25 protein-coding genes and 2 tRNA genes are annotated in these 26,648 nt (G+C 63.0%); 17 read left to right on the forward strand and 10 right to left on the reverse strand.

Features of this window, described 5'->3' with window-relative positions:
• Nucleotides 1-162 precede the first annotated feature (162 nt).
• The gene (locus tag P8R33_RS03005) at nt 163-858 is read right to left on the reverse strand and encodes an ATP-dependent Clp protease proteolytic subunit (protein ID WP_278327506.1); all 696 of its coding nucleotides are present in this window, start codon (nt 856-858) and stop codon (nt 163-165) included.
• Between the two features lie 286 nt (nt 859-1,144).
• Between P8R33_RS03005 and P8R33_RS03010 the strand changes: the two genes are divergently transcribed.
• Genes P8R33_RS03010 through P8R33_RS03020 form a run of 3 tightly spaced genes read left to right on the forward strand, consistent with a single transcriptional unit; the run spans nt 1,145 to nt 6,221 of the window.
• A complete protein-coding gene (locus P8R33_RS03010) occupies nt 1,145-3,241 on the forward strand; it encodes a TonB-dependent receptor plug domain-containing protein (RefSeq protein WP_278327507.1) in 2,097 nt (698 codons plus the stop codon).
• Nucleotides 3,242-3,281: 40 nt separating this feature from the next.
• Nucleotides 3,282-4,847, forward strand: coding sequence for an amidase (locus P8R33_RS03015; protein ID WP_278327508.1), 1,566 nt, complete (start codon nt 3,282-3,284; stop codon nt 4,845-4,847).
• Between the two features lie 6 nt (nt 4,848-4,853).
• A complete protein-coding gene (locus P8R33_RS03020) occupies nt 4,854-6,221 on the forward strand; it encodes a cation:proton antiporter (RefSeq protein ID WP_278327509.1) in 1,368 nt (455 codons plus the stop codon).
• A gap of 71 nt (nt 6,222-6,292) precedes the next feature.
• Here P8R33_RS03020 and tig read toward each other — a convergent pair whose 3' ends face one another.
• Together tig and P8R33_RS03030 are read right to left on the reverse strand one after the other, a co-directional pair.
• Entirely contained in the window at nt 6,293-7,903 is a 1,611-nt protein-coding gene (tig, locus tag P8R33_RS03025) for a trigger factor (RefSeq protein ID WP_278327510.1), read from the reverse strand.
• A 63-nt stretch (nt 7,904-7,966) separates the two neighbouring features.
• Nucleotides 7,967-8,051 (reverse strand) — tRNA-Leu (locus P8R33_RS03030).
• A gap of 149 nt (nt 8,052-8,200) precedes the next feature.
• Between P8R33_RS03030 and P8R33_RS03035 the strand changes: the two genes are divergently transcribed.
• Genes P8R33_RS03035 through P8R33_RS03045 form a run of 3 tightly spaced genes read left to right on the forward strand, consistent with a single transcriptional unit; the run spans nt 8,201 to nt 8,991 of the window.
• Nucleotides 8,201-8,458, forward strand: coding sequence for a hypothetical protein (locus P8R33_RS03035; protein WP_278327511.1), 258 nt, complete (start codon nt 8,201-8,203; stop codon nt 8,456-8,458).
• A 12-nt stretch (nt 8,459-8,470) separates the two neighbouring features.
• Nucleotides 8,471-8,650, forward strand: a complete 180-nt coding sequence (locus tag P8R33_RS03040) for a hypothetical protein (protein ID WP_278327512.1) — start codon at nt 8,471-8,473, stop codon at nt 8,648-8,650.
• A 56-nt stretch (nt 8,651-8,706) separates the two neighbouring features.
• Nucleotides 8,707-8,991: a DUF3297 family protein gene (locus tag P8R33_RS03045; protein ID WP_278327513.1), complete on the forward strand. Its 285-nt coding sequence runs from the start codon at nt 8,707-8,709 to the stop codon at nt 8,989-8,991.
• Here P8R33_RS03045 and P8R33_RS03050 read toward each other — a convergent pair whose 3' ends face one another.
• Entirely contained in the window at nt 8,992-9,597 is a 606-nt protein-coding gene (locus tag P8R33_RS03050) for a CHAP domain-containing protein (protein WP_278327514.1), read from the reverse strand.
• A gap of 115 nt (nt 9,598-9,712) precedes the next feature.
• Between P8R33_RS03050 and der the strand changes: the two genes are divergently transcribed.
• From der to P8R33_RS03065, 3 genes are all read left to right on the forward strand, one after another.
• Nucleotides 9,713-11,146, forward strand: coding sequence for a ribosome biogenesis GTPase Der (gene der, locus P8R33_RS03055; RefSeq protein WP_278327515.1), 1,434 nt, complete (start codon nt 9,713-9,715; stop codon nt 11,144-11,146).
• The gene (locus P8R33_RS03060) at nt 11,146-11,637 is read left to right on the forward strand and encodes a DUF2721 domain-containing protein (RefSeq protein WP_278327516.1); all 492 of its coding nucleotides are present in this window, start codon (nt 11,146-11,148) and stop codon (nt 11,635-11,637) included. Before der ends, P8R33_RS03060 begins: the two co-directional genes overlap by 1 nt.
• Before the next feature lie 117 nt (nt 11,638-11,754).
• A complete protein-coding gene (locus P8R33_RS03065) occupies nt 11,755-11,967 on the forward strand; it encodes a hypothetical protein (RefSeq protein ID WP_278327517.1) in 213 nt (70 codons plus the stop codon).
• A 7-nt stretch (nt 11,968-11,974) separates the two neighbouring features.
• On the opposite strand, the gene bfr is transcribed toward P8R33_RS03065, so the two are convergent.
• The 4 genes from bfr to P8R33_RS03085 form a co-directional block, all read right to left on the reverse strand.
• Entirely contained in the window at nt 11,975-12,466 is a 492-nt protein-coding gene (gene bfr / locus P8R33_RS03070; RefSeq protein ID WP_278327518.1) for a bacterioferritin, read from the reverse strand.
• A 122-nt stretch (nt 12,467-12,588) separates the two neighbouring features.
• The gene (locus P8R33_RS03075) at nt 12,589-12,777 is read right to left on the reverse strand and encodes a (2Fe-2S)-binding protein (RefSeq protein WP_278327519.1); all 189 of its coding nucleotides are present in this window, start codon (nt 12,775-12,777) and stop codon (nt 12,589-12,591) included.
• 77 nt (nt 12,778-12,854) lie between these two features.
• Nucleotides 12,855-14,117, reverse strand: coding sequence for a DUF418 domain-containing protein (locus P8R33_RS03080; RefSeq protein ID WP_278327520.1), 1,263 nt, complete (start codon nt 14,115-14,117; stop codon nt 12,855-12,857).
• Nucleotides 14,118-14,193: 76 nt separating this feature from the next.
• A complete protein-coding gene (locus P8R33_RS03085) occupies nt 14,194-15,225 on the reverse strand; it encodes an SPOR domain-containing protein (protein ID WP_278327521.1) in 1,032 nt (343 codons plus the stop codon).
• A gap of 225 nt (nt 15,226-15,450) precedes the next feature.
• Between P8R33_RS03085 and P8R33_RS03090 the strand changes: the two genes are divergently transcribed.
• From P8R33_RS03090 to P8R33_RS03100, 3 genes are read left to right on the forward strand one after another with little or no spacing between them, the layout of a single operon-like run.
• Complete coding sequence (locus P8R33_RS03090) at nt 15,451-16,167, forward strand: AAA family ATPase (RefSeq protein ID WP_219955639.1); 717 nt, start codon at nt 15,451-15,453, stop codon at nt 16,165-16,167.
• A 24-nt stretch (nt 16,168-16,191) separates the two neighbouring features.
• Nucleotides 16,192-16,731 carry a hypothetical protein gene (locus tag P8R33_RS03095; protein ID WP_278327522.1) on the forward strand — a complete coding sequence of 180 codons (540 nt, stop codon included), beginning with the start codon at nt 16,192-16,194 and terminating at the stop codon, nt 16,729-16,731.
• A 38-nt stretch (nt 16,732-16,769) separates the two neighbouring features.
• Entirely contained in the window at nt 16,770-18,122 is a 1,353-nt protein-coding gene (locus tag P8R33_RS03100) for an SPOR domain-containing protein (protein ID WP_278327523.1), read from the forward strand.
• Nucleotides 18,123-18,189: 67 nt separating this feature from the next.
• Here the strand turns inward: P8R33_RS03100 and P8R33_RS03105 are convergent, their stop codons facing one another.
• Complete coding sequence (locus P8R33_RS03105) at nt 18,190-19,422, reverse strand: dihydroorotase (RefSeq protein WP_278327524.1); 1,233 nt, start codon at nt 19,420-19,422, stop codon at nt 18,190-18,192.
• Nucleotides 19,419-20,444, reverse strand: coding sequence for an aspartate carbamoyltransferase catalytic subunit (locus P8R33_RS03110; protein WP_278327526.1), 1,026 nt, complete (start codon nt 20,442-20,444; stop codon nt 19,419-19,421). Before P8R33_RS03110 ends, P8R33_RS03105 begins: the two co-directional genes overlap by 4 nt.
• Nucleotides 20,445-20,547: 103 nt before the next feature.
• Between P8R33_RS03110 and sppA the strand changes: the two genes are divergently transcribed.
• The 5 genes from sppA (at nt 20,548) to P8R33_RS03135 (ending at nt 26,503) form a co-directional block, all read left to right on the forward strand.
• Nucleotides 20,548-22,425: a signal peptide peptidase SppA gene (gene sppA / locus P8R33_RS03115; protein WP_278327527.1), complete on the forward strand. Its 1,878-nt coding sequence runs from the start codon at nt 20,548-20,550 to the stop codon at nt 22,423-22,425.
• 72 nt (nt 22,426-22,497) lie between these two features.
• A tRNA-Val gene (locus tag P8R33_RS03120) sits at nt 22,498-22,572 on the forward strand.
• A 214-nt stretch (nt 22,573-22,786) separates the two neighbouring features.
• Entirely contained in the window at nt 22,787-23,437 is a 651-nt protein-coding gene (locus tag P8R33_RS03125; RefSeq protein WP_278327528.1) for a helix-turn-helix domain-containing protein, read from the forward strand.
• Between the two features lie 394 nt (nt 23,438-23,831).
• Nucleotides 23,832-24,251 (forward strand): CBS domain-containing protein, encoded by a 420-nt coding sequence (locus tag P8R33_RS03130; protein WP_278327529.1) that lies wholly within the window; start codon nt 23,832-23,834, stop codon nt 24,249-24,251.
• A gap of 425 nt (nt 24,252-24,676) precedes the next feature.
• Nucleotides 24,677-26,503, forward strand: coding sequence for a cytochrome c/FTR1 family iron permease (locus P8R33_RS03135; protein ID WP_278327530.1), 1,827 nt, complete (start codon nt 24,677-24,679; stop codon nt 26,501-26,503).
• Nucleotides 26,504-26,648: the final 145 nt, after the last annotated feature.

Raw genomic sequence — 26,648 nt, forward strand, 5'->3', positions numbered from 1 at the left:
GGCAGATGTGCGACTCTAGGGGACACGGGATTTGGGTCAATATCGTAGGTACAGTCATCCCCTTGCCACAAGCTGAAGCGGCAAGGTTGCTGGAATCCTACGGCAATCGTGCAACAGTCCCGCGCAGGCACAGTGGCTGCGCGGAACCTTAAGGCTGCCCGATCACTCGGGTGCGCCACCCGAACCTTCGGCTTCTGCCTCGCCGTTTTCCGGACGGGTTTCGAAGACCTTGTCCACGATCCCGAACTTCATCGCTTCCTCGGCTTCGAGGAAGGTATCGCGATCCATCGCCTTCTCGATGTCGGACAGGCTCTGGCCGGTGTATTTCACATAGAGATCGTTCATCCGCTTGCGAATGCGCAGGATCTCGCGCGCCTGAATCTCGATATCGCTCGCCATGCCGCGTGCGCCGCCGGACGGCTGGTGGACCATGATGCGGGCATTGGGCAGCGCGATGCGCATACCCGGCTCGCCCGCCGCCAGCAGGAAGCTGCCCATGGAAGCGGCCTGGCCGACGCACACGGTCGACACGCGCGGCTTGATGTACTGCATCGTGTCGTGGATGCCCATGCCGGCCGTAACCACACCGCCGGGCGAATTGATGTACATGCTGATCGGCTTTGAGGGATTTTCGCTTTCGAGGAACAGCAGCTGGGCAATAATCAGCGACGCCATGCCGTCTTCCACCTGGCCGGTGACGAAGACGATGCGTTCGCGCAGCAGGCGGCTGAAAATGTCGAAACTGCGTTCGCCGCGGCTGGTCTGTTCTACCACCACCGGGACAAGCGCGCCGGTCGCGGGATCGCGCGTGAACTGGCCCTGGGTGGAATGGGCATCGCTGCCGAACAGGTCGATCATGAAAATTCCTCTCGTCGGATCGGTTGAGCGCCTATGTCGCGAGTACCCCGGCGATGTTCAAGAGGCTTAACCCCTTTGCCGCCCAGATATGTCGCCGAACACCCAAATGCCGGTGGAAAATCGGTTGCACGCTGCAATCCATGTAATTCGTCCGTCGCAATGTGCCGTTGGCAGACGTGCCGGACTCATTTGTCGGATGCGATATCGCCATGGTCGATGGCGCGGTGGCCTTTTCGGTTACAAACGTAGACGAGGCTCCTCGAACCAGGAGGGGAGCCCCTATTCAATGAATTACCGCCGCGACATATCGGTCGTTACCGTCTTGGCTTCACTGATGCTCGGTGTAATTCCGATACCTGCGCTCGCCGCGAAGGACGATGCGAGCGAACCGGCCGGCGAAGGCGATCCGCCCACCGAAGGCGCGCAGGTTTTCGAACCGGCCTATTTCGAACGCTACGCCCCCCGCAACGCACTCGACATGCTCGCCCAGGTCCCCGCCTTCGTCATCGACGATGGCGACAACAATTCGCGCGGGCTCGGCCAGGCGACTGCCAATGTGCTGGTCAATGGCGAGCGCTTCTCGAGCAAGTCCGACAGCGTGCGCGACCAGCTCAGCCGCATCCCGGCAAGCGACGTGGTCCGGATCGAGATCGTCGACGGAACCACGCTCGATATCCCCGGCCTCAATGGCCAGGTCGCCAACGTCATCGTCAACAAGACTGGTTCGTCGGGGCAGTTCAGCTGGACCACCGGCTTTCGCCCGTACAACACCGGAGCGCAGCTGTTCGGCGGCGAGGTATCGCTGACCGGCAATGCCGGTAAACTCGACTACACGGTCTCGCTCAGCAACGAGAACAACCGCTTCGGAACCGATGGCCCGATCACCGTGGTCGATGGCGCGGGCGATCTGATCGAGACGCAGGATACCAAGTTTTCCGGCAAGTTCGACAATCCGATACTGGCAACCAACTTCACCTATACCTTCTCGCCCGACGTCATCGCCCATCTCAACCTGCGCTACGGCGAGGACTTCTTAGCAGAACGGATCACCGAATTTGCCCAGACTGTCGTCGGCCCCAACCGCGAGCGCCTATTGCTCAACGACGAGGATGGACCCGAATACGAGATCGGCGGCGACATCGAATTCCCGCTTGGCCCAGGCAAACTCAAGCTGATCGGGCTGGAACGCTTCGAACGCGACAATTTTCGCAGCGTATTGGTCGACAGCTTTTCCGACGGCTCGCCCGACACCGGCTCGCGCTTCCGCCAGACCAATGCGGCGGGTGAGCGGATCGGTCGGTTCGAGTATGGCTGGAACATGTTCAAGGCCGATTGGCAGCTTTCGGGCGAGGCCGCGTTCAACCGGCTCGACCGCCGCTCCTCGATCGAGGAGCTCGATACCGATGGCGAGTTCTTTTTCCTCCCCTTCCCGGCCGGCAATGGCGGCGTGACGGAGGATCGCTATGAAGGCATTCTCAGCGTCGGCAAGCAGTTGACGCCGAAGCTGTCGCTCCAGGCCACGGCGGGTGCTGAATATTCGAAAATTCAGCAGACCGGGTCCGCCGCCAATTCGCGAGTGTTCAAGCGGCCCAAGGGCTCGCTGTCCCTCGCCTGGAAGCCGACCAGCGATTTCGACGTGTCGGTCGAGCTGCGTCGCCGTGTCGGCCAGCTCAGCTTCGGCAATTTCCTCGCCAGCATCAATCTCGACAACGACAACGGGAACGGTGGCAACAACGAACTGGTGCCCGACCAGAGTTGGAACCTGGAAGCGGAGATCAACAAGAGCTTCGGTCCTTGGGGCTCTGCCAAGCTGCAGGTCCGGCAGGCGTGGTTCGAGGATTTCATCGACTATTTCCCGCTCGCGAACGGCGGCGAGGCGCGGGGCAATATCGGCGATGCGCAGAGACTGCATATAGAATTGTCGGGAACGGTGAAATTCGATCCGATCGGCTGGAAAGGCGCACAGCTCAATTTCGCTGCCGTCCAGCGTTATATGGATGTAACGGATCCGTTCACGGGCAAGAACCGCGCATTCTCCAACGATCTCTACAACCGGCTGGAGGCCGATTTCCGCCACGACATCCCCAACAGCGACTGGGCTTATGGCGCCAGCCTGTTCACCTTCAGCCCGGTCGAATATTCGCGCCGCTACGAAGAGGGGCGCTTCTGGGAGGGACCGAGTTTCGTGGATGTCTTCGTGGAGCACAAGGACATCCTGGGCATGACCGGGCGACTGCGGGTGGGCAACGTGCTGTCGGCGCGCAACAAGGGTTTCCGCACCGTCTTTGACGATTCGCGGCCCGACGGCGACGTGCTGTTCACCGAAACGCTGGACCGGCGCATCGGCCCCATCGTGCGCTTCACCTTGAGCGGGAATTTCTAACCACGCTTGCATTGCGCTTCGGCGGTGGCAGGGTGGCGCGATGAAGCATCTCGCCCTGTCGTTCGCTCTCCTTGCAACCGCATCGCCGCTCGCAGCGCAGGAGGGGCCAGATGAACAGCCGACAGTGCGCTTGGAGATGCCCGGTCCACCACCCGGAGTGGAGGCTCCGCAGAACGAAGCGGAGCGGCGCACGCTCCTTTATGCCATTCGCGCTCGAAATCTCGACAACGGGCCGAATGGGCTGAATTCGATCATCGCTTTTGCTCCCGACATCACAGCTCAGACCCGGGCGGCGCGAGCTCAGCCAACATTGCTCGCCGGTCGACCAGTGCTGGTGAAAGACAATATCGAAACACGCGAATTACCGACCTCCGCCGGTAGCCTTGCCCTGGCGGAGAGTATGACCGGACGCGATGCGCCGCTGATTGCACGCCTGCGCGCAGCCGGCGGGGTCATGATGGGTAAGACCAACCTGTCCGAATGGGCGAATATCCGCGACGACAATTCTACCAGCGGCTGGAGCGCGGTGGGCGGCCTGACCCGCAATCCGCATGCGATCGACCGCAATACCTGCGGCTCATCCTCCGGCAGCGGCGCGGCGGTGGCGGCGGAATTCGCCTGGGCGGCCATCGGCACGGAAACCGACGGATCGATCACCTGCCCCGCCAGCGTCAACGGGATCGTCGGCTTCAAGCCAACGGTCGGCATGGTCAGCCGCACGCATGTCGTGCCGATCAGCCATTCGCAGGACACCGCGGGCCCGATGGCGCGCAGCGTTTACGACGCGGCCCTGCTGCTCGAAGCCATCGCGGGCAGCGATCCCGCCGATCCCGCCACCGCAGAAGCGGACGCGCGCAAGACTTCGTTCTCGCAAGGTCTGCGCGATGCTTCGCTCCAGGGCGTCAGGATCGGCGTGCTGGTCAACCAGATCGGCAGCAGAGACGACGTGCGCACGCTGTTCGAGCAGGCGCTGGACGACATGCGGCGCGCAGGGGCGGAACTGGTCGAGATCGAATACGATCCGCAGGGCGAAATGTTCGGCGCGGAGCTGACCGTGCTTCTCTACGAATTGCGCACCGACATGGACGCCTATCTCGCCTCGCGCCCGGGCACCGGCGGACCGCGCAGCCTTGCCGACCTCGTCGCTTTCAACAAGGCCAATGCCGATGCCGAGATGCGCTGGTTCGGCCAGTCGCTGTTCGAACGCGCGCTCGAGACGACGGATCAGGCGGCTTACGAGGAAGCCCGCGCTACGTCGCTACGGCTGGCGGGCGCAGAGGGGATCGACCGTCTGCTGCGGGAGAACGACGTCAGCCTGCTGGTCGTGCCCACGCGCGGCCCGGCGTGGGTCAGCGATCTCGTCAATGGTGACAATTTCAACGGCAGCATCGGCGCTGGCTCGCTTGCGGCCATCGCAGGCTATCCGCACCTGACCATGCCGATGGGCGCGGTCGAGCGGCTGCCGGTCGGTATCAGTTTCATGGGCGCGAAGTGGCAGGACCACGCGGTGCTCAAGGCCGGGGCCGCATTCGAGCGGGCGCGCACCGCCGAAATTCCGAAGCCGAATTTCCAACGCTGGGAACCCGAAGCCCTGCCCGCGGACTGATAGGCGATGGAATACGAACCGCGCATCTTTCTCTTCGTCGTCATGGGCTTGGGGCTGATGGTAGCGGTGTCGCTGGAGCGGTTTCTCGCCAGGTTCTGGCTGTCGCTGCCGATCGTCTATGTCGCTGCCGGGTTCGCGATCTTCTCGCTCCCGCTCGACCTGCCGCGCATCAACCCAACCTATGATGGCTTCGACGCGGTTACGCTCGAATACACGACCGAGTTCATCGTGATCGCCTCGCTGATGGCGGCAGGGATCGCGATCGACCGGCCCGTCAGCTGGGCCAATTGGCGACAGGTCTGGCCTCTCCTGTTGATCGCCATGCCACTAACGGTTGCCGCGGTTGCCTTGCTCGGCTGGTGGGCCATCGGGCTGACACCTGCCTCTGCCATTCTACTCGGCGCCGCGTTGGCGCCGACCGATCCGGTCTTGGCGCGCAGTGTGCAGGTCGGCCCACCGGGGGAGAACAAACGTCATGATGTCCGCTTCAGCTTGACCGTCGAGGCAGGCTTGAATGACGGACTGGCCTTTCCCTTCACCTATTTGGCCATTGCCGCGGTCGGAATGGCGTCACTTGGAACGTGGACGCTTGACTGGGTATGGTACGACTTGGGCTGGCGAATCCTCGTGGGCTGCGCCGTAGGGTGGGCAGTAGGTCGGCTCGGCGCATGGTGGGTCTTCGAACGAGAAGCGGACGCACCAATGAAGGACATCGAAGAAGAAACCGAAAGCGCGGAACAACCGAAATACTCGACCAGCGAGGGATTGATCGTCCTGGGTACGCTACTGCTTGCCTATGGACTGGCGGAAATCTTTGCCGGTTATGGCTTCCTTGCCGTATTTGTCGGTGCAGTGACCACGCGCCAGCGGGAGAACCGCAGCCGTTATCACAAGATCAGCCACCATTTCATCGACCAGATCGAGCAGATCGTTCTAGTTGCCGTGCTGTTCGGTTTCGGGGCCATGCTGGCGAGTGGAGTGCTGCAGCCATTGACCTGGGCTGCCGCGCTGGTTGGCCTCGCATTGATCTTCGTCATCCGGCCGCTATCGGGTTTGCTAGCGGAATGGCGCTCCGACCTGCCGATGATGGGCACCCTTGCGATCGCCTTCCTCGGCGTGCGGGGCATGGGCTCGATCTACTACCTCGCCTATGGTCAGAACCATGCGGAGTTCATCCAGATCGATTTGCTATGGGCTTGCGTCAGCTTCACCATTCTCGTCTCGATCCTGGTGCATGGCATCGTCTCCGGTCCGCTGATCTCGCATGCCGAGCGTCGCCGCGCGCACATCCATACCGGCATGGACGAGGAAATGCTCAGCCATAGTCCCGACGGCAAACCGATCGCAGTCGAGCTGCCCGACAAGCCCTGCTGACACCGCGCAAGTAAAAGGGCGACCGGATCCGATCCGGCCGCCCTTTGCGATTTTGTATTCTTCCGTAAAGCTTACTTCTTGGCAGCAGCCTTCTTTGCCGGGGCCTTCTTCGCAGCCGGCTTCTTGTCGGCCGCTTTCTTGGCCGGGGCCTTCTTGGCGGCGGGCTTCTTGTCGTCCGCCTTCTTCTCGTCGGCCTTCTTCGCAGCGGCTTTCTTGGCCGGAGACTTCTTCGCCGCAGGCTTCTTGTCGGCAGCCTTCTCGTCCGACTTGGCGTCGTCCTTCTTCGCAGCAGCCTTCTTCGCTGGGGCCTTCTTTTTAGCCGCAGCCTTTTTCTTGGGCTTCTCTTCAGCGGTGTCCTCGGCCTCGATTGCGGCTTCGAGCTCCTCGCGCGTCACTTCGCGGTCGGTGATTTCGGCCTTATTGAACAGGAAGTCGACAACCTTGTCTTCATAGAGCGGGGCGCGCAGCTGGGCGGCGGCCATCGGCTCGGTGCGGACATATTCCATGAACCGCTCGCGGTCTTCCGCGCGGTACTGCTGGGCAGCCTGCTGGATCAGCATCTGCATTTCGTTCGCGTTGACTTCCACGCCGTTCGCCTGGCCGATTTCCGACAGCAGCAGGCCGAGGCGCACGCGGCGTTCGGCGATCTTGCGGTAATCGTCCTTCTCGTCCTCGACCTCTTTCAGCATCGCTTCGGGATCTTCGGACTGCGCGGCTTCCTGCTGCAGCTGGGCCCAGATCTGGTCGAATTCCGCATCGACCATACCCTGCGGCACGGCGAAATCATGACCGGCAGCCAGCTTGTCGAGCAGTTGGCGCTTCATCTGCGTGCGGGTCAGGCCTGAGGTTTCCTGCTCCAGCTGTCCGCGGACCAGTTCCTTCAGCTTGTCGATGCTGTCGAGGCCGAGGTTCTTGGCGAACTCGTCGTCGACCTTGGTCTCGGTCGCGACCTTCACCTGCTGCACGGTGACGTCGAATGCCGCTTCCTTGCCGGCAAGATGCTCTGCCGGATAATCGTCCGGGAAAGTCACGGTGATGGTCTTCTCATCGCCGGTCTTCACGCCCGTAAGCTGCTCTTCGAAGCCGGGGATGAACTGGCCCGAGCCGATCACCAGCGGGGTGTTTTCCGCCTTGCCGCCTTCGAATTCGGTGCCGTCGACGCGGCCGACGAAATCGATGATCAGCTGGTCGCCCTCGCCCGCCTTCTTGGTCTTGGCGGCGTCCTTGTAGCTCTTGTTCTGGTCGGCGATGTTCTGGACGGCTTCGTCCACCGCCTCGTCCTTCACCGGAACGGTCAGGCGCTCAAGCTCGAGGTCCTTGATCTCGGGCGCTTCGATCTCGGGCAGGATTTCCAGCTCGACGGTGAGCTCGGCATCCTTGCCTTCCTCGTAGCCTTCGCCGAATTCGACCTTGGGCTGCATCGCGGGGCGCAGCTTGTTGTCGGCCATCACCTTGTCGACCGATTCGCGGATCATGTCGTTGACCGCCTGCGCGTGAAGCTGTTCGCCGTGCATCTTGCGCACGAGGTTCGCCGGCACCTTGCCGGGGCGGAAACCGGGCATGCGGACCTGCGGGGCGATCTTCTTCACTTCGCTGCCCACGCGCTCGTCGATGTCCTTCGCCGGGATGGTGACGGCATAGGCGCGCTTCAGGCCTTCATTGGCGGTTTCTTTGATCTGCATGGTTGAAACTCGTGACTTTCGAAAATGCGATAGTGATGACGGGGCTTCACGCCGGGGCGGCACTGGTGCGGGCGAAGGGACTCGAACCCCCACATCTTTCGATACTGGTACCTAAAACCAGCGCGTCTACCAGTTCCGCCACGCCCGCTAACCCGAACGATGCCGCGCGAAGGGGCGGGCCCTCCACGTGTAGGCGCGTGCCTCTAGAGCGATGCGACGACAAGCGCAAGCGTGGCGACGGACGGGGGAACGCGGGGGCGCGACAAGCCGTTGATCCTAGCGAAAGGAGCCATGCTTATGGCCGACTATGAAACACCCCATATCCCGCCGACGACGCCGCCGGTCGTCAATCCCGATGTGAAGCCGAAAACATCCGCCGAGATGGAGGCGGACGGCGAAGCGGAAGGCGAAACCCTCGACCATCGCGACACCCCGGACGAAATCGACATCGAAACCGAAAAAGCGCTCGAGCCTGCCATGGACGGCGGGCGTGACGGCAAGGGGGAGCAGGGGCTGGATGTCTCACGCTCCGAAACCCTGCTCCCGCCGGATTGAAGGAGACCGACCATGGCAACGCAGCCCGACCCCTCGCCCGATACGATCGATCCCGGTGCGCCTCAGGAAATGCCGCCCGACAGCCCGCCGAACGAGGCCCCGATGGAAGAGCCGCCCGGTGTGGAGCCGGTTTCCCCCGATTACGACAATCCGGGTCGGAGCCCGATCGAAACGCCTCCGCCGCCCGATTGAATGCTGCGCCCGAATGAACTTGCGGGTCGGCGCGGGGCGCATTATCGGCGCATCGCATGAGCGAAGACACGAATAATGACACCCCGCCCGACCGCCTGTCGGTCAACCCGAAGAACGAGCATTTCAGCACCGAAGTGTTGCAGCGCGGCGTCGGCATACGGTTCAAGGGCAAGCAGCGCACCGATATCGAGGAATATTCGATCTCGGAAGGTTGGGTGCGCGTTCAGGCCGGCAAGACGATGGATCGCAAAGGCAATCCGCTCACGCTCAAGCTCAGCGGCCCGGTCGAAGCCTGGTACGAGGATCTGGGCGAGGACGCGCCGGTCGCAAAAGCCGGCTGATCAGCGGAAGTCGGCGAAAGCGCTGAGAAAGCGCTTCGAGGTTTTCTTGCGCGCCGGTTTGTCGGACTGGGCGATCTGCATACGCTGCTGAACGACGTTGTCGCCGTAGATAAACCCTTCGACCGGCCATGCGGTCTTTCCGACCCCGCCGAGCGGGGCATACCAGACCTGCACCTCGCTCCAGTCGTTGGCGGGCGACACGTCGACCGCCAGCACGTCTTTCTCGACTTGGCCGCGCCGCCCGTCGATCGGCGACCAGTTTGCATGGTCGAGCAGCACGCGGCGCGAATCCACCACCTTGCTGACGGCGGCGACATGGCCGAGGCGCATGCTGCGATGCGGCTTGAACGCCATGACGGCGCCAACGCGCGGAGTCGACCCGGTCGCATATCGACCTTGCGCCTGATCCCACCACGTATGCGCATCGCCGTAGATTTCGATGCCGCTGACCTTGCGGGCATAGGGCACGCATTGCAGGTAGGGCGCAAGCTCGCTCCCCGAGGACGAGAAACCGCTATCCACGCGGAAATCCCGGCTGTCGTCAGCGAGAGCCGGAGCGGAAAGGCCAAGCGCGGCCATGGCGATAAGAGCGCGATTCATGGCCATGGTGCGTAACCTGTTAACCTTACGGCGCGCCTGCCCGACATGGTTAAAGGCATTTAACCCTCCCACGCACATCCGCTTGCAATAAGGCGGCTGAAGGGCCACTTGCCGCGCCATCATGCGCGCATCCCCATCCAAGCCCACGGTGATCATCATCGGCCGCCCGAATGTCGGCAAGTCGACGCTGTTCAACCGGCTCGTCGGCAAGCGGCTGGCGCTGGTCGACGACCAGCCGGGCGTCACGCGCGACCGCCGCTTCGGCGATGCGGAGATCGCCGGGCTGGAGTTCCAGATCGTCGATACCGCCGGCTGGGAAGACGAGGATCCCGACAGCCTGCCCGGCCGGATGCGCAAGCAGACCGAAGTCAGCCTGGAAGGCGCGGATGCCGCAATGTTCGTATTCGATTCGCGTGTCGGCCTGACCCCGCTCGACGAGGAGATCGCCCGCTGGCTGCGCAGCCAGAAGGTGCCGGTGGTGCTGGTCGCCAACAAGGCGGAAGGCAAGCAGGGCGATGCGGGCATCTACGAGAGCTTTTCGCTCGGTTTCGGCGAACCGGCCGCCGTGAGTGCAGAGCATGGCGAAGGCATCGCCGACCTGTTCGACCACCTGTGGCCGATCATCGGCGCCAAGGCCGAAGCTGCCGAAATCGAAGCCGAGATCGACGAGGAGGACGAGGAGGCCCTGCTCGCCGGGCCGCTCCAGCTCGCCATCGTCGGCCGCCCCAATGCGGGCAAATCCACACTGATCAACCGTCTGCTGGGCGAAGACCGCCTACTGACCGGGCCCGAGGCAGGGATCACGCGCGATTCGATTGCGATCGATTGGGAATGGATCGACCCCAAGACCGGCGACGCGCGCGAGATCAAGCTGATCGACACCGCCGGCATGCGCAAGAAGGCGCAGGTCACGGACAAGCTGGAGAAACTGTCGGTCGCCGATGCCCGACGCGCGGTCGATTTTGCCGAAGTCGTCGTGCTGCTGCTCGATGCGACGCGCGGGCTGGAAGCGCAGGACCTCAAGATCGCCAACCTCGTGCTCGAGGAAGGCCGGGCGCTGATGATCGCGATCAACAAGTGGGACGTCGCGGACAATGCCAGCAGCTTGTTCAACGGCATCCGCGAGGCGCTGAACGAAGGGCTGGCGCAGGTGCGCGGCGTGCCCTTGTTCGCGGTCAGCGCAAAGACCGGCAAGGGGCTCGACCAGATGCTCGGCGCGGCATTCGAACTGCGCGAGGCGTGGAGCCGCCGCGTGCCGACCGCCGCTCTCAACCGCTGGTTCGATGATGCGCTGGAAGCCAACCCGCCGCCCGCGCCCAAGGGTCGGCGGATCAAGCTGCGCTACATCACGCAGGCGAGCATCCGGCCGCCGCGGTTCGTCGTGTTCGGCACCCGGCTGGAAGCGCTTCCCAAGAGCTACGAGCGTTATCTGATCAATGGAATTCGCGACAAGCTCGGCTTCGAAGCCGTGCCGGTACGCGTGGTGCTGAAGAGCCCCAAGAACCCCTACAACGCCAATAAGGGCGGGGGCGGAAATTACAGCGGGGAGCGGTGATGATGCTCGACCTGCTAGCCAGCCTGCCTGGACTCGAACTGATCGAACGGACCAGCTCCACATTGCGGGTGCAACAGGTCGTGCAGCTTAGCCTCGCGCCTGCCTTCCTGCTCGCCGGGATCGGGGCCATTATGAACGTGATGACAAACCGGCTGATCTGGGTCGCCAACAAGATCGAGAAGATCGTCGCTGCCGACGAGGACGGTCGTGCTGGTATCCTGCTCGACGAACTGCCAGCGCTGGAACGCCGCCGCATCCTGGCCCAGCGCGCCGTGATGCTCAGCACCGCGTCGGCTCTTACTATCAGCATCGTGATCGCGCTGCTGTTCGTCAGCGCCTTCGTCTATGCGCCTCTGGGGACGATAGTAGCCTTTACGTGGATCGTAACGATGGGCCTGCTCGTTGCGGGCCTCGCAAGTTTCCTGCTTGAGACGCAAACCGCGGCGAAGCGCAATCGCGAGCGCATGAAGCGGCACTTGCGCGGCGACTGATCGCGATTTCCGGACCGATTTCGGCCAAGTGACGCTACGGCACGGCGAGCTAAAATCGGTTATCCGGCGTTCATCTTGCGCGGCGCAACACGCGATCTCCAACCGAGGAGAGACGCCATGCACCGTATCCTGATTGCGATCCTGTCACGCGGAGAGCGGGAACTGCATCACGTGAGGCTCGACACGCTGGACCTCGGGACGGCCTTGCTGGTGACCGATATCAATCTTGCGGAGGGCTCGGCCGAGCTGTGGGAGGGCGAACGGCGCCTCGCGCGGCTGATCAAGCATGGCGGACCGCATGCGACCTTCTGGGAAGTCGGCTGCTATTGAGCGCTGCTCAGCCGGCCTCGCCGTCGCCCGCCGGCTTGCTTTGCAGCTGGACGTAGTTCTCCAGCCCCATCCGGGCGATCATGTCGAATTGCGTTTCGAGGAAGTCGACATGCTCTTCCTCGCTGGCGAGAATGTCCTCGAATATCTGGCCGGAGGTGAAATCGCGCACGCTCTGGCAATGCTCGGCCGCTTCCTTGAGCAGCGGGATCGCTTCCATCTCCATCGCCAGATCGGCCTTGAGGATTTCCTCGACCGTCTCGCCGACCTTTAGCTTGTGGATCGCCTGAAAGTTCGGGAGGCCGTTCAGGAACAGGATGCGCTCGGCGAGGATGTCGGCATGCTTCATCTCGTCGATCGATTCGTGCCGCTCGTACTCGGCGAGCTTGTGTACGCCCCAGTCGGCCAGCACGCGATAGTGCAGCCAGTACTGGTTGATCGCCGTCAGCTCATTGGTCAGCGCCTTGTTGAGAAATTCGATGACCTTGGGGTCGCCTTGCACGTGCCTGCTCCTGTTGTGTGAAACTACAATCGTATGCTCCCACAAGGGAGGAATTGACAAGGGGACGCAGCGAAAAAATGGCGGAATTCCGCCAGTTGCAAGCGATTGTCAGTAGCGGAAATTCAGGCGGCGGCGGGTACGAAGCCCAGCTTGCGCTCTTCCTCGATGATGGCGTCCGCCTCGACCAGGCACTGGCCGCAATTGGGCTGCTTGCCCATGGCCGCGTAACACGCCTCCGCATCGCCCGAGACGTGGTGCGCCTTGAATCGCAGCTCGCTCTCCCGGATGGCGTTGCAGATGCAGATGTACATAGGCGCGGATCCCTTGCGATTGATTCGCAAGAGCAGGTGTAGTGAGAGTCATTCTCAATAGCAAGCCCGAGCGGCAATTACCTCCGCAAGGGAAATAGCCGCCAGTAGGTCAGGCAGCGCCATAGCCATTCGAGCGGGCCGAAGCGGAAGCGCTCGAGCCAGGGCTTGGACCACAGCAGCATGATCGCCCATGTGGCAAGCGTCACGATATAGAGCTCCGTCCGGCCAAGCTGGCCGAACAGGCCACCCGCCCAGCCATGGAATACCAGCATCATCAGCACCGAAGTCCCGAGATAATTGGTAAAGGCCGCCCGCCCGGCCGCAGAGACACGCTGCGCCAAGGGTCCGGCAATTTGCTGGCCCCAAAGCGCCAGCAGGGCGAGCAAGCCGAGGATGGCGAACAGGCGCGGCACCATCGACCAGGCGCTCATCGCGGCGAGCGTGCCGTAATAGGTCAGTCCGCCGGCCTTCGCCCAGAGCGCCACCGGAATGGTCAGGGCCGTGCCGACGATCCACAGCCCCCAACCCCATTTGCGCTGCCGCCCCGGATCGACGCCGCCATCGAACAGCCCGTAACGAAAGGCCGCCATGCCGACGAGCATCAGCGGGAGCGTTTCGAACCAGAACAGCATCAGGACGAACCCGATCTCCGGCCCATGCTCGGTGATGTTGTGATTTACCCAGGCGCCGTAGTCGCCATCGCCGATCAGCTGCGTTTCGTAGCGGCCATCGGCGAGGTCGGCTTGTTTCTCGCTTTCGAGATCCTCGGCCATTTCGGCGAAGGCCGCCTCTTGCGAGCCCTCCATCATCGGCAGGAAGCCGAGAATGCCGGTGTAGAACAGCGCGCCGCCCAAATAGCCGATGAGGCCGAGCACAAGCAATTTCCGGCGCGAGAGGCCGACGAACAGCAGAGCGGCGAGCCCTGCGCAGGCGTAAAGAAACAGGATGTCGCCGCGCCAGATGAAGAAGAAATGCACCAGGCCGATCATGCCGAGCCAGAACAGGCGCCGGACCTGCAGCCATCTGCCCTGCCCGCGCGCCGCCGCACGTTCGAGGAACAGCACCATCCCGGCCCCGAACAGCAGGGTGAACAGCCCGCGCATCTTGCTGTCGATGAGGACGAACTGGAGGACCCACATCCAGTCCTCCGCCGCGCTGTGCGGCACGGTGAAGGCGTCGGGGTACATATAGGCCGTCATCGGCTGGCCGAAGGCGACGATATTGGCGGCAAGGATGCCCATCACCGCCAGCCCGCGGATGAAATCGAGGCTCGCGATACGGTTCGTGCCGCCGGTGGGCCTCACCTGCTCCGGTGTCGCCTGTTCTGCCTGCTCTGTCACGTCGTGCTCCCTGTCCACCGCCCTACCTAGCGGCAGGTGGAAAAAGGGAAAGCGGGCAGGCGATCTAGTCCGGGGATCAGCGGGTCACGAGACACTCGTAGCCGCCACGCTTCAGCTGCGCGCAGGCAGAAGTTGCCGCATCGCGCGATTCGAACCCGCCGGCGAGAAGCTTGGTAAGTCGTCCTGCCGGCTCTTTCAGCTTGGCACGTCCGGCAAGCGCGGGAGTTTGCGAGACCTTCTCCCACAGCCGGTCGGCATTTCCCGCCACCCCGAAGGCACCGAGCTGCAGCTTCCACGGGCCTTGCGAGCGGTTGGCCTGTGGCGATGGCGCGACCACGGGAGTTTCCGGCTTCGGCGTCGTGGAGACGGTCGATTCGGCGCGCGCAACCGTGACCGGTCGCGGCGTTTGAGCGAAATCCGCGCCGCGTGTTTCGCGAGCCGGAGCCGGCGCCGGGCGCGCGGCTGGCGGAACCGATTCGGGAGTACCGACCGCCAGGTCGACCGCAGTCAGCTCCCGCGCCCGCGCCGCCTCGGCTTCGGACTTCAGTTGACTCGCAAGCACCTGCGCCGCCTGCCTGTCGGCCAGCGGGATATACTCGTCCATTTGCGTGAGGGCGCCCTTGGCCTGCGGCAGCCCCGTCGAATTGGCGAGGGTCAGCAGGGCATAGGCCCGCTGCCAGTTCTTCGCCACGAGGTCCCCGTTGAAGTGAGCGATGCCCAATATGTACTGCGCGCGCGGATCGCCGCGTGTCGCTGCGGCTTCGATATAGGGAAGCGCTTGGTCGCGCTGCTCGCGCTGGAACAGAAGCAGCCCGTAATTGTCCGCTGCTTGCACATGACCCTGCGCCGCTGCGCGAGCATATAGCGCTTCCGCCTGCGCCAGGTCGGTATCGACCCCCCGACCCAGCCGATAGGCCTGCGCCAGATTGAACTGCGCATCGGCATCGCCTGCCTGCGCCGGAGCCACCCATTCGCGCACGGCGGCGGCATAATCGCCGCGGCTCCAGGCATCGACGCCGTCCTTCACATCGGCCGACGCGGGCACGGCGAGACCTGCCGCGATGGCAGCGCAAAGCGCCATGCCCACGTTTTTGCTCTTTCCGATCATCCGTTCCGTCCTCGGCACTGTCGACCGCACATCTGCGGCAGTCGGCCCCACCCTATAGTAAATCGACCGTTAGCAAAGCGTTGCGCCGCATCCCGCTTTCGCAGCGAGCGCCTAATCCGCCCGATGTTAACCCTAAATTAGGGGTAGTCTGCGATTTCCGTTTTCGAACAGTCGCATTTGGTGCGGCGCTTGATTGACTAGAGGCTCAAACCAGGGGGATAAGCCTTGCGTGTACTGGCATTGGCATCGCAGAAGGGCGGATCGGGTAAAACCACGCTCTCCGGACATCTCGCCGTACAGGCCCAGCGCGCCGGCGCCGGGCCCGTCGTTCTGATCGATATCGACCCGCAGGGCTCGCTCGCCGACTGGTGGAACGAGCGCGAGGACGAATATCCCGCTTTCGCGCAGACCACGGTCGCTCGCCTGGCGAACGATCTGGCGATCCTGCGCCAGCAGGGCTTCAAGCTGGCCGTGCTCGACACGCCGCCCGCCATCACCATGGCCATCCAGTCGGTTATTTCGGTCGCCGAGTTGATCGTCGTCCCGACCCGCCCCAGCCCGCACGATTTGCGCGCCGTTGGCGCCACGGTCGACCTGTGCGAACGGGCCGGCAAGCCGCTGGTCTTCGTGGTCAACGCCGCGACGCCGAAAGCCAAGATCACCTCGGAAGCCGCCGTCGCGCTCTCGCAGCATGGCACGGTCGCCCCGATCACCCTGCACCACCGCACCGATTTTGCCGCCTCGATGATCGATGGCCGCACGGTGATGGAAGTCGACCCCGAAAGCCGTTCGGCTGCCGAGGTTACCGCGCTGTGGAAATATATCGCCGACCGGCTGGAGAAGAACTTCCGCCGCACGGTCTTCGCCGCACCGAACACGCAGAGCGCTGTTCCCGGTGCCCATCGCCCCGCTGGCGGCTTCGGCCGCCGGGTGGCACAGTAAGAACGCCTGGGCGGAGACTGCCGGATGTCTGACGCCAATTTCGCCTCGCTCACCCCGACGCTCCTCGCGCGCAAGGGCGGTGCCAAGCCCGCCATGCGCCCGCAGTCCGGGATCCCCGGCCCTGTCGACGGCAAGGAAGCCGCCGCCAACCTGGAAGATCTCGGCTGGAACGACATGGGTGACGACAGCAGCACGCCCCTCGTGGCCGAAAAGCCGACTGCAGAAAAAGTCGTGCCGATCGCGCCCCGTCAGGCGGCCAACGAAACCGATGCGGAGCCCGCACCCAACCAGGTGCGCGAATCGCTGAGCAAGATCGCCGCCCAGCTGGACAAGCCGGCCGCGGCCAACGCCAAGCCGGTCGTTCGCAAATCTGCCGCTTCGCGCGGCAAGCGGGCAGCCTTTACGCTGCGGCTCGACCACGAGCGGCATCTGATGCTGCGCCTCGCCTGCACCGTTCGCGGTCGCAGCGCGCAGCAGCTGGTGACCGACGCGCTGGACGATCTGCTGGCCGAAATGCCGGAGATCGCGAGCCTCGCCGCCCAAGTCCAGCAGTCGGAAAAATAACGGTTCGAAGACGTGGGATCGCCTTCAGGGGAATGACAATGAGCATCGAGAGCAAAGCCAAAAACAACCGGTTCATCCGGCTTGCCGTAACCACGGCCCTGGCCACGACCGCGCTGGCGGGTTGCACCGGCAAGGTCGCTCCCTCGCACAACTATTCCGCCGCCAAGGCGGAGAAGGCGCTGGCGAAGGGCCAGCAGGGCGAGGCGATCGAGCATGCGGAAGCCGCCGTTCTGGCCGCGCCGCGCGATGCGCAGACCCGCACGCTGCTCGCCAACGCCTATCTCAAATCGGGTCGCTTCGCTTCGGCCGCGACCACTTTCGGCGAAGCCGTCGAGTTGGGTGACGCGGCCCCGCGCACGATCATCAGCTATTCGCTGGCGTTGACTGCAATCGGCGACATCCCCGGCGCGCACGAGCTGCTGCGCCAGCACCAGAATGCGATCGACCCCGCTGATTTCGGCCTTGCCCTGGCACTCGCCGGGCAGCCGCAGCAGGGCGTCCATATCCTCAACAATGCGCTGCGTGGGGGCCAGAATACGCCCAAGGTTCGCCAGAACCTCGCCTACGCCTTCGCTCTGTCGGGCGACTGGCGCAATGCCCGCATCCTTGCCTCGCAGGACGTCCCCGGCGACAAGCTGAACGAGCGCCTGCAGGAATGGGCCCAGCTTGCAAGCGCAAGACATCCGACCGTTCTGGTCGCCCGCCTGCTCGGCGTGCAGCCGGTGGAAGATCCGGGTCAGCCGGTCATGCTCGCGCTCGCCAATCACCCGGCACATGGCCAGTTGGCAGTCGAGTCCGCCGATCAGGTCGAGCCGGTCGAAGCTGCTGCGGCTAGCGATTTCGCGCTCGCGGGAGAACTGCCCGCCGTAAACGCGATCCCGTCGATGGATGCGAATGCCGACGAAGCACAGTTCGATGACAGCGGCGAAGCGGCATTGGCCGATGCCGGTCTCGAGACCGTGAGCGGCCCACGCTTCGTCAGCCGCGAAGTGGTCCAGTCGGTTCCGGCTTCGCAGCGTGCCAAGCCTGCTGCCGCACCGCGTGCGGCCAAACCCGCTCCGGCCAAGGCTGCCCCGGTCGCGATGGCATCCGGCGATTACAACATCCAGCTCGGCTCGTATTTCTCGATGTCCGATGCGCAGGCCGCGTGGAAGGTTTTCCAGAGCCGCCATCCGGAGCTGTCCGATGCGGAACGCGTCATCACCAAGGCACGCGTGAACGGCAAGATCTACTACCGCGTCGCGGCAGCCGGTTTCGCCAAGGCCTCGGCCCAGTCGATGTGCCGCTCGGTCAAAAGCTCGGGCGCAGGCTGCATCGCCTACGCTGCATCGTCTCCCCTTCCCGGCGCTCTGAACGTAGTTCGTGACGGGGTTCGGGTCGCCTCGCGGTAACAACCGCACTCCATCAGACTTCGCCAGCCCTGCCCGGAGCGATCCGGGCGGGGCTTTTTCTTGCGTGCTACAGGTCGATTGCGACGCCGCCCTTGTAGAGCGCGGTCACGCGGCCCTGCGTCGGCTGACCGTCGAACGGCGTGTTGCCGGCGGTGGCTGCCATCTTCTCGCTCTGGATGATCCACGGCTTGTCGATTTCGACGATCGCGATGTCGGCTTCCTTGCCCGCTTCAAGGACACCGGCCTCGACGCCGAGGATTCTCGCAGGGGCCGTGCACAGCATGGCGATGGCGCGCGGCAGGTCAATCACCTCGTCGCGCACCAGCGACAACGTCATGGCGAGCAGGGTTTCCGCCCCTGCCATGCCCGGTTCGGCATCGGCGAACGGCAGGCGCTTGTCCTCCGGCCCGCGCGGATCGTGCCCGCTGGCAATGACATCGATCGTGCCGTCGGCGATGGCTTCGCGCACGGCCTGCCGGTCGTCCTCGCTTCGTAGCGGCGGCGAAAGCCGGGCGAAGGTGCGGAAATCGACGGTGGCCAGGTCGGACAGCATGAAGTGCGCAGGCGTCACGCCGCAGGTAACCGATGCCCCCCGCATCTTGGAGCTGCGGATCAGCTCCAGTCCTGCGCGCGTGGTTACCTGCCGGAAATGCAGCCGCGCTCCGGCCATTTCGGCCAATGCGAGGTCGCGCGCGATCGCGATGGCTTCTGCTTGCGGCGGCGCACTCGGCAGGCCGCGGCGGGTAGCAACTTCGCCGGACGTCGCCACCCCGCTACCGACAAGCGCGGCATCCTCGGCATGGGCGATTACGACCATGTCGAGCATGGCGGCGTACTGCAGCAGGCGCAGCATCGCGCCGGAGTCCGCGATCCAGCCCCGCCCGGTAGCCACGGCCCGCGCGCCCGCTTCGCCCATCAGGGCGATCTCGGCGATTTCGGAGCCTGCGAGATCACGTGTCGCGGCGGCGAGCGGGTGGACCCACAGATCCGGCTTGCCGCTCTTGGCGATATAGGACACCCGGCTCGGCAGATCGAGCGGCGGCGACTGGTCGGGCATCAGCGCCGCACGTGTAATCCCGCCGAAATGGAACGCGGGCTTGTCGATGGCGAAGACGCCGAGATCGACGAGCCCGGGCGCAACCAGCCTGCCGCGCGCGTCGACAGTCTCGTCGCCGTCCTGCGCCGCGACATCGCCGACCGACTCGATCAGGCCGTCGACCAGCCGGATGCCGCCATCCGCGATCCCATTTGGAATGGCTATCCGTCCGTTCGTGATTGTGAGGGGACGTGCTTGCTTCATGCCGCCGCTCCCCAGCCATCGACCCCACGCCCGCGGCGGGTCAGCACGTCGAGAGCGGCCATGCGGATGGCGACGCCCATCTCGACCTGCCTCGTGATGATCGATCGGTCGATCAGGTCGGCCACCTCGCTATCGATCTCGACCCCGCGATTCATCGGGCCTGGATGCATCACCAGCGCATCCGGGTTGGCATTCGCCAGCCGCTGCTTCGTCAGGCCATAGAGATGATGATATTCGCGCGCCGAGGGAATGAACTGTCCGCTCATCCGCTCGGTCTGGAGCCGCAGCATCATCGCCACGTCCGCCCCGTCCAGTGCAGCGTCGAAATCATGGTAGACCTCGGCACCCATCGCCTCGATCCCGGTCGGCATCAGCGCAGGTGGCGCACACAGGCGCACTGTCGCGCCCAGCGCCTGCAAGCACAGCAAATTGGAGCGCGCGACCCGGCTGTGGAGAATATCGCCGCAGATCACGATGACGAGGCCGGTAAAGTCGTCCGCAGCCTCGCCCCGCTCGCGCAGGGCATGCCGCAGCGCCAGCGCATCGAGCAGTCCTTGCGTCGGATGCTCGTGCTGCCCGTCACCCGCATTGAGCACCGGGCAATCGACCTTGTCCGCGATCAGCTGCGTCGCCCCGCTCGATCCGTGGCGGATCACGATCGCATCCGCGCGCATCGCGTTCAGCGTGATCGCCGTATCGATCAGGGTCTCGCCCTTTTTCACGCTCGAAGTCGCGGCGTGCATGTTGACCACATCCGCGCCCAGCCGCTTGCCCGCGATTTCGAAGCTCAGCAGCGTGCGCGTGCTGTTCTCGAAGAAGGCGTTGATGACCGTCAGCCCGGCCAGCAGGTCGTTATGCTTGGTCGGCTGGCGGTTCAGCGTCACCCATTGCTCCGCCTCGTCCAGCAGGAAGAGGATTTCATGCCGCTCGAGCTGGCCGATGCCGATCAGGTCGCGGTGCGGGAATGCCTGCGCGCCCGCCGGATAGCGGGCCGCGTGGGGCGAAGTTTCCGTCGATGCCATTGAAGCCACGCCCTTAGTCGAGGCTTATCGCGTGCTCAAGCGCTTATCGCTGGCGAAGCGCGCTTCTGACGCCTAGCTAGGGCGCAACAGGAGAACGGTTTCGATGGGTTTCGCAGGCAAGGTGTGGAAGTTTCTGGTCGGGGTGAAGGACGCGCTCGTGCTCGTGTTCATGCTGCTGTTTTTCGCCGCCCTCTTCGCCATCCTGACCGCCCGGCCGAGCCCTGCAGCGGTGCGCGACGGGGCGCTGGTGCTCGATCTCGACGGCGTGATCGTGGAGGAACGCTCGGAGGTCGATCCCATTGCCGCTTTGCTCGCAACCAGCGCGCCCATTGCCGAGTACCAGGCCCGCGATCTGGTGCGCGGCCTCGATGCCGCGGCCACGGACGACCGGATTACCGCCGTGGTCCTCGATCTCGATCGCTTCCTGGGCGCTGGCCAGGTCCATCTGCAGGAAATCGGCGCGGCGCTCGACCGGGTGCGCGCGGCGGAGAAACCGGTGCTGGCCTTCGCGACCGCCTATACCGACGATTCCATGCTGCTGGCCGCTCATGCAAGCGAGGTCTGGGTCGACCCGCTCGGCGGCGCGGTAGTCGCGGGGCCGGGTGGCGAGAGGCTTTATTATGGCAACCTCCTCGACCGGCTCGAGATCAATGCGCGGGTCTACAAGGTCGGCGAGTACAAGAGCGCAGTCGAGCCCTATTCCCGCTCCGACATGTCGGAAGCTGCGCGGCAGAACTACAGCGAGCTCTACGGGGCGCTGTGGGAAGAATATCTCGCCAATGTGAAAAAGGCGCGCCCCGCCGCCGATATCGAGCGGATCACCGGCGATCCGGTTGGCTGGATCGAAGCCGCCGACGGCGATCTGGCCACCGCTGCCGAACAGGCCGGCTTGGTCGACCGGCTCGGCACGCGGCAGGAATTCGAGGAACGCGTCGTGGAACTGGTCGGCGCGGACGACTGGAGCGACGAGCCCGGCGCTTTCCCCTCGACCGAGATGGCGGCCTGGCTGGAGGACAATCCGCTCGACACGCCCGGCAAGCCCATTGGGGTCGTCACCATCGCGGGCGAAATCGTCGATGGCGAGGCAGGCCCCGGCACGGCCGGTGGCGACCGCATCGCCGACCTGCTCGACGAAGCGCTGGCATACGACCTTGCAGGCCTAGTGGTGCGTGTGGACTCTCCCGGCGGATCGGTGCTGGCCTCCGAGCGGATTCGCAATGCGATCCTGCGCCACAAGGCGAACGATATCCCGATCGCGGTCTCCATGGCCAACCTTGCGGCGAGTGGCGGATACTGGGTCTCGACGCCCGCCGACCGCATCTTCGCCGAACCCGAAACGATTACCGGATCGATCGGCATCTTCGCCGTCATCCCGACATTCGAGCAGGCCGCGGCCAGCCTCGGTGTGAACAGCGACGGCGTGCGCACCAGCCCGCTGTCTGGCCAGCCGGACGTCATCGGCGGCTTCACGCCCGAGGTCGACGCGCTCATCCAGGCGAATGTCGAGAACGGATACGAGGACTTCCTCGACCGCGTAACCGCCGCACGTGGGCTGACGCGTGAGCAGGCCGACCGCATCGGCCAGGGCCGCGTCTGGGACGGCGGCACGGCGCGCCAGATCGGGCTGGTCGATCAGTATGGCGGGATGGACGAAGCGCTGGCGTGGGTCGCGCAGCAGGCCAAGCTCGGCGACGACTGGCATCCGCGCTATCTCGGATCGCAGCCGACGGGCTACGACACCCTGCTGCGCAACCTGCTGACCGACGATGCCGAGACCGGCCAGGGCAACGATGTGGTGGCAACCTTCGCACTCCGCCGCGCGGCTGTCCTCGGTCGTATCGAAAGCGACCTCGATCGGTTGATGGGAACGCGCGGAATGCAGGCCTACTGCCTTGACTGCCCTGCTCCGCTGACCGCAGTGCAGGACCGCGATGCTTCTTCCGGCTGGCTTTCCTCGCTGATCGGCCTGCTCGCGCGCTAGGAGGCGCTTGCCAGCAAGCGATTCGCCGCGTAATGGCGCGCCCCTGCCCGGCGATCATCGCCGCGAACGGGCGGGCGCGTAGCTCAGTGGTAGAGCACACCCTTCACACGGGTGGGGTCGCAAGTTCAATCCTTGCCGCGCCCACCATGTTTTCAAAGACTTAGCGTTGCCAGCATAAGTTTACATGAAAAAAACATGAAAAACCTGGGTGATCACCTGCGAACATCAACGGTGATGTTGAAGCCTCGCTAGGACCGCATCCAGATGACCCGCCTTGGTCGGGACTTCGCTTCCAATCCAGTGAGTTACGCCTTCTTCACCTTTCGCTGGCAAGTTCTTGCGCGAAAGAACGAGAGGAAGCATGTCAATTCATCAACCCGTCCTCCCCACCCGGGCTATCGAACTCGTTGAAGCTCGTAGCCTGAAGCATGCCGAGACCCTCTTGGCCGACTTTGCAGCGGCTGGTCTGATTAAGACTTACGCGCTGGTGCGCGAGATAAGGCGAGCCGATGGTCCGACCGCGACGGTTCGAGATTCTCAAATTCCTCAGGATGAATGGGATCGGATCATTGCGTCGAATAAAGTCGCGCTTGCTCTTAATGGAGGGACTGTTCGACTTGAGGGGGCCCCACTGAAAGGAGGGCTGTCGCAGGTTCAGATCACAGGTATCAGCTTTTCCGAAGCATCACTCACCAAAGTCCTCGATCGATACTGCGCTCAATCATCGAAAGGTGCACAGAAGCCGCTTTCAGCGCAAAGCACAGATGTTGAGACCGACGCCGCGACCGCGCTGCCCTTGAGTAAGGCACGAAAGCAAAAGGAAGTGCTCCCCATTAAGCAAGGGGATCTTACGGCTTCGGTCGCGCAGACCATGCAAGCGACCGGCTTGGGGCGCACAAAAATCGACCGCCTAATGAAGGAGGGCAAGCTCGTCAGAACCAAGGTAGGTAGGCGCACGCTTATAACTGTCGAAAGCATTGAACGACTGGTTGGTGCAAAAATAGCTTCGTGAAATAATAACTTTTCGCATAATAGGAGGCATTGGCACGCCTCTTCACTGCACCGGTCCAAATCCGTTTCGTCTCCAGAGTTGCCATAAATGGCGAGATGCAAAACGGTTGGGAGCGGACTTTCCGCTTTTTTGGCAGCTTTGGCTCCCGGGACTATCAGGTAGTAGTCGAGCAAGATTCGCGGCTTTCACGCGAGCGCTAACTTCTCCACTCCGCTAAGCGAAACCACAATCCAGGTTCGCAAGGCCGGGAACGTCCTAACAGATATTGTCCCTCCAGTTGCTGTTCGTCGGGCGGAAGTCACGCGCTGTCGGATACGAGGGAACGATGAGGTAGGAATTCTGCGTTTGGAACGCGTAATCTCGACAATATTGCCCCAGCCTCAGGAGAATTGATATGGAAATTCGTGAACTCATGACGAAAAATCCGGCGTGCTGCAGCCCCTCGGACAGCGTGGCTAACGCCGCTTCGCTAATGGCAAAGAACGATTGCGGGCAAATTCCCGTCACCGACTCAAATGGTGACCTCATTGGTGTCATTACCGATCGCGACATCGCTTGCCGCTGTGTTGCGGAGGGTAAGTCTGCCGACACGCGAGTCGAAGACATTATGTCGTCTTCACCCATTACAGTGAGAGTGGATGAAAGTGTTGCTGAATGCTGCAAGAAGATGGAAGACAATCAAGTTCGCCGCCTTCCAGTTGTTGACGATGCAGGGAAGTGCTGCGGAATAGTGTCACAGGCCGATATTGCGCGACATGCCAGCGAGCATCAGACTGGCGATCTCGTTCGAGAAGTTTCAGAACCCACAAGATAGATGGCTTAGCTAGTCGTTCAGGCAAATGTCAGGGCCCGCTAAACATCTGCTCTTGGGCTCAGTCTGTTGATCGGATTCATCGGGACCTTGGCAACGGAGGCGAACCGATGACAAAAATATCAATAAGAAAAGCAACGCCCCGGCGCCAAACTTTGTCGGTGTGACCCAGTCGCCGCAGGAGGATGTATTCGGCGCAATTTCCTCGCAAGCGCCTTTATCTGAGCAGACACCCGAACCATAAGGTCATTCGAATTGCAATTGATTGTCAGTCGCATCGAATCTAGGGCCGCTCCATGGTTCACTTCTGCATGTCTTTCGTTGCGAGTGTTGGTCGAACGCTCGTTCTGACCGTGGCCTCGCTTCTAAGCCTGACTCTGGCGTCGAATGTAGCAGCTGCTGCGCCCGGAGTGGCCACCACCTGGCGAATGCTCGACTACGTGGCCGTCGACTATGGGGCGGCGGTTTCGGACGGGAAGGTCTCGAATCAATTCGAATATGACGAGATGATCGAGTTCTCCAAGTCGGTTGCGGAACGAATCGCCAGTCTCCCTGCCAGCCCGAACAAGAGCGCTCTTCAGCAAGCAGCTGAAGAATTGAGGCAATCCATCGTGGCCCGGCGGCCTGCTGGCGAAGTCGCACAGCGCGCACGCGGACTCGCTGCCGCATTGCTCACCGAGCACCCGGTCCCCCTCGCCCCTAGAAAAGCTCCTGACATGGAGAGGGCAGTAACGTTGTTCGCTCAGAATTGCGCTTCCTGTCACGGATCAGCTGGGAGGTCCCCTCCGTCACAACTGATGAACATCGACCCCCCGCCGATCGACTTCACCGATCAGCAGCGGGCGCGGGAGCGCAGCGCGTTCGGCCTCTATCAAGTCATCACGCAGGGTATTGAAGGCACGACCATGTCAAGCTTCGCCTCCCTTCCCGATCAAGACCGTTGGGCCCTAGCTCTCTATGCAGGCGGTATAGCCTTTCCCAACAAGACCGAAGGGCAGCGCATCTGGAATGATAGACCCGAGGTTCGCCAACTCATACCGAATCTCGAAACGCTGGTCACAATTACCCCATCGCAGCTTGCGAAGCAGATCGGCGATAAGCAAGCGTTGGCGGTCATCGCCTATTTGCGCGCTAATCCGCATGTTGTTGCGGCGGACAGAGGTTCGGACGGGCTAGATCTAGTGCGCGAAACACTGTCGGAAAGCTTGGCGGCCTACGAGCAGGGTGACCGCGCGCGCGCGAACGAACTTGCACTCTCAGCCTATCTCGATGGCTTCGAACCGCTTGAGGCGGTTTTATCCACCCGCGACGGAAATCTGATGCTGGAGGTCGAGCAGGCGCTCAGCGCGTTTCGATCTAGCATCAATTCAGGTGTTCGGCCAGCGGAGTTGCGAGCCCAGCTAGACGGAATGGAACCCTTGCTAGACCGGGCGGAATCTGCCTTGGCACCCGAAGCCGCTACCAGCATTTCAACTTTCCTCGGCGCCTTCACGATCCTACTGCGCGAGGGCCTCGAGGCGCTTCTGGTAGTGATTGCCATGATCGCGTTCGTCCGCAAGTCGGAGCGAACCGAGGTCTTGCCCTATGTGCACGGCGGGTGGGTTGCTGCCCTGCTCGCCGGCGTGTTCACCTGGGCCGCTGCCACCTACTTCGTGACGATAAGCGGTGCTAGCCGAGAACTTACGGAGGGGTTCGGTGCGCTTTTGGCGGCCGTCGTGCTCGTTTCCGTCGGAATCTGGATGCACGGCAAAAGCCATGCCGACGAGTGGCGGCGTTATATCCAGGAAAAGATGGGCAAAGCTCTCTCACGCCGGTCCGCCTGGTTCCTGTTCGGCCTTGCATTCGTGGTGGTCTACCGGGAGGTGTTCGAGACGATACTGTTCTATGCGGCCTTGTGGAACCCACAGAATAGCGGAACCATTCTCGCAGGCGCGCTATCGGCTCTTGCACTGCTGGCGGTCCTAGCCTGGATGATGCTTCGTTACAGCCGGAAACTCCCGATCACACAGTTCTTCAGATACAGCGCTGTTCTGATAGCCGTTCTTGCCGTTGTATTGGCAGGCAAAGGCGTCGGCGCGCTTCAAGAAGCAGGTCTCCTAAGTATCACGTTACTTGAAGGAATACCGCGCGTGGACTTGATTGGATTCTATCCTGCCGTCGAGCCCGTTGCGGCTCAGGTGATCACCGCAGCGATCCTGTTTTTCGGGTTCCGGAGGCACGTAGGCCTGCGAAGAAGTGACGCGGTGCCAGCCTAATCAAAAGGCTGGAAAGTCGCATCGATTTTCGAGCACGGGTTTGATCATCAATGGCTGGATGGTTTTGGCTAGATTGCTGAGCGGAAGGTTCCTGTGTAACCACCGGCGGGTGTAATTTAGAGTCTTATGAAGACCGCTAAGGTTG

The sequence above is a fragment of the Qipengyuania flavescens genome (genome assembly GCF_029688735.1).
Classification (GTDB): domain Bacteria; phylum Pseudomonadota; class Alphaproteobacteria; order Sphingomonadales; family Sphingomonadaceae; genus Qipengyuania.

Bases quoted from the DNA above. Each gene is read 5' to 3' on its own strand.
- P8R33_RS03065 (WP_278327517.1), top strand. From the start codon at position 11,755: ATGCACCGTATCCTGATTGCGATCCTGTCACGCGGAGAGCGGGAACTG.
- P8R33_RS03100 (WP_278327523.1), top strand. From the start codon at position 16,770: ATGAGCATCGAGAGCAAAGCCAAAAACAACCGGTTCATCCGGCTTGCC.
- P8R33_RS03050 (WP_278327514.1), bottom strand. From the start codon at position 9,597: ATGGCCATGAATCGCGCTCTTATCGCCATGGCCGCGCTTGGCCTTTCC.
- P8R33_RS03130 (WP_278327529.1), top strand. From the start codon at position 23,832: ATGGAAATTCGTGAACTCATGACGAAAAATCCGGCGTGCTGCAGCCCC.
- P8R33_RS03040 (WP_278327512.1), top strand. From the start codon at position 8,471: ATGGCAACGCAGCCCGACCCCTCGCCCGATACGATCGATCCCGGTGCG.
- der (WP_278327515.1), top strand. From the start codon at position 9,713: ATGCGCGCATCCCCATCCAAGCCCACGGTGATCATCATCGGCCGCCCG.
- sppA (WP_278327527.1), top strand. From the start codon at position 20,548: ATGGGTTTCGCAGGCAAGGTGTGGAAGTTTCTGGTCGGGGTGAAGGAC.
- P8R33_RS03035 (WP_278327511.1), top strand. From the start codon at position 8,201: ATGGCCGACTATGAAACACCCCATATCCCGCCGACGACGCCGCCGGTC.
- P8R33_RS03060 (WP_278327516.1), top strand. From the start codon at position 11,146: ATGATGCTCGACCTGCTAGCCAGCCTGCCTGGACTCGAACTGATCGAA.
- P8R33_RS03135 (WP_278327530.1), top strand. From the start codon at position 24,677: ATGCTCGACTACGTGGCCGTCGACTATGGGGCGGCGGTTTCGGACGGG.
- P8R33_RS03075 (WP_278327519.1), bottom strand. From the start codon at position 12,777: ATGTACATCTGCATCTGCAACGCCATCCGGGAGAGCGAGCTGCGATTC.
- P8R33_RS03020 (WP_278327509.1), top strand. From the start codon at position 4,854: ATGGAATACGAACCGCGCATCTTTCTCTTCGTCGTCATGGGCTTGGGG.
- P8R33_RS03005 (WP_278327506.1), bottom strand. From the start codon at position 858: ATGATCGACCTGTTCGGCAGCGATGCCCATTCCACCCAGGGCCAGTTC.
- tig (WP_278327510.1), bottom strand. From the start codon at position 7,903: ATGCAGATCAAAGAAACCGCCAATGAAGGCCTGAAGCGCGCCTATGCC.
- P8R33_RS03045 (WP_278327513.1), top strand. From the start codon at position 8,707: ATGAGCGAAGACACGAATAATGACACCCCGCCCGACCGCCTGTCGGTC.
- P8R33_RS03085 (WP_278327521.1), bottom strand. From the start codon at position 15,225: ATGATCGGAAAGAGCAAAAACGTGGGCATGGCGCTTTGCGCTGCCATC.
- P8R33_RS03125 (WP_278327528.1), top strand. From the start codon at position 22,787: ATGTCAATTCATCAACCCGTCCTCCCCACCCGGGCTATCGAACTCGTT.
- P8R33_RS03110 (WP_278327526.1), bottom strand. From the start codon at position 20,444: ATGGCATCGACGGAAACTTCGCCCCACGCGGCCCGCTATCCGGCGGGC.
- P8R33_RS03095 (WP_278327522.1), top strand. From the start codon at position 16,192: ATGTCTGACGCCAATTTCGCCTCGCTCACCCCGACGCTCCTCGCGCGC.
- P8R33_RS03015 (WP_278327508.1), top strand. From the start codon at position 3,282: ATGAAGCATCTCGCCCTGTCGTTCGCTCTCCTTGCAACCGCATCGCCG.
- P8R33_RS03105 (WP_278327524.1), bottom strand. From the start codon at position 19,422: ATGAAGCAAGCACGTCCCCTCACAATCACGAACGGACGGATAGCCATT.
- P8R33_RS03010 (WP_278327507.1), top strand. From the start codon at position 1,145: ATGAATTACCGCCGCGACATATCGGTCGTTACCGTCTTGGCTTCACTG.